The sequence below is a fragment of the Faecalibacterium sp. DFI.5.82 genome (assembly GCF_029076575.1).
GTDB classification, from domain to species: Bacteria; Bacillota; Clostridia; order Oscillospirales; family Ruminococcaceae; genus Faecalibacterium; species Faecalibacterium duncaniae.
On sequence record NZ_JARFIS010000881.1, the window covers coordinates 1 to 296 of the forward strand.

1 protein-coding gene is annotated in these 296 nt (G+C 62.2%); it reads right to left on the reverse strand.

Annotation, left to right across the window (positions count from 1 at the left end):
* On the reverse strand, window positions 1-296 hold a 296-nt coding region (locus P0G09_RS19335), incomplete at both ends, for an alkaline phosphatase (RefSeq protein WP_275253484.1).

A 296-nucleotide genomic window follows, 5' to 3' on the forward strand; every position in this document is an offset into this window, starting at 1 on the left:
GTGTCATCGGGGTGCTGGGCGTAGAACTCCACAGCAGCCTGCACCGCGTTGTGCATCTCGATCACATCAGGGATGGAGGCAGCGGCATCGTTGGCGTGGCAGGCCCAGTCGATCTTGCCGGACTCCACCATCATAAAGAAGCCGTTGCTGTTGTCCAGCAGCTCAAGGCCCTTGCGGACATAGTCGGTCAGCTGCCACTCTCCCGGAGCGGCATCCATGGCGTAGTTCATGGCCTTGCCGTCGGCCAGGTTCTCGGCAATGATCAGGGTCTTGCCTGCGCCGGCCTTCAGGGCAGC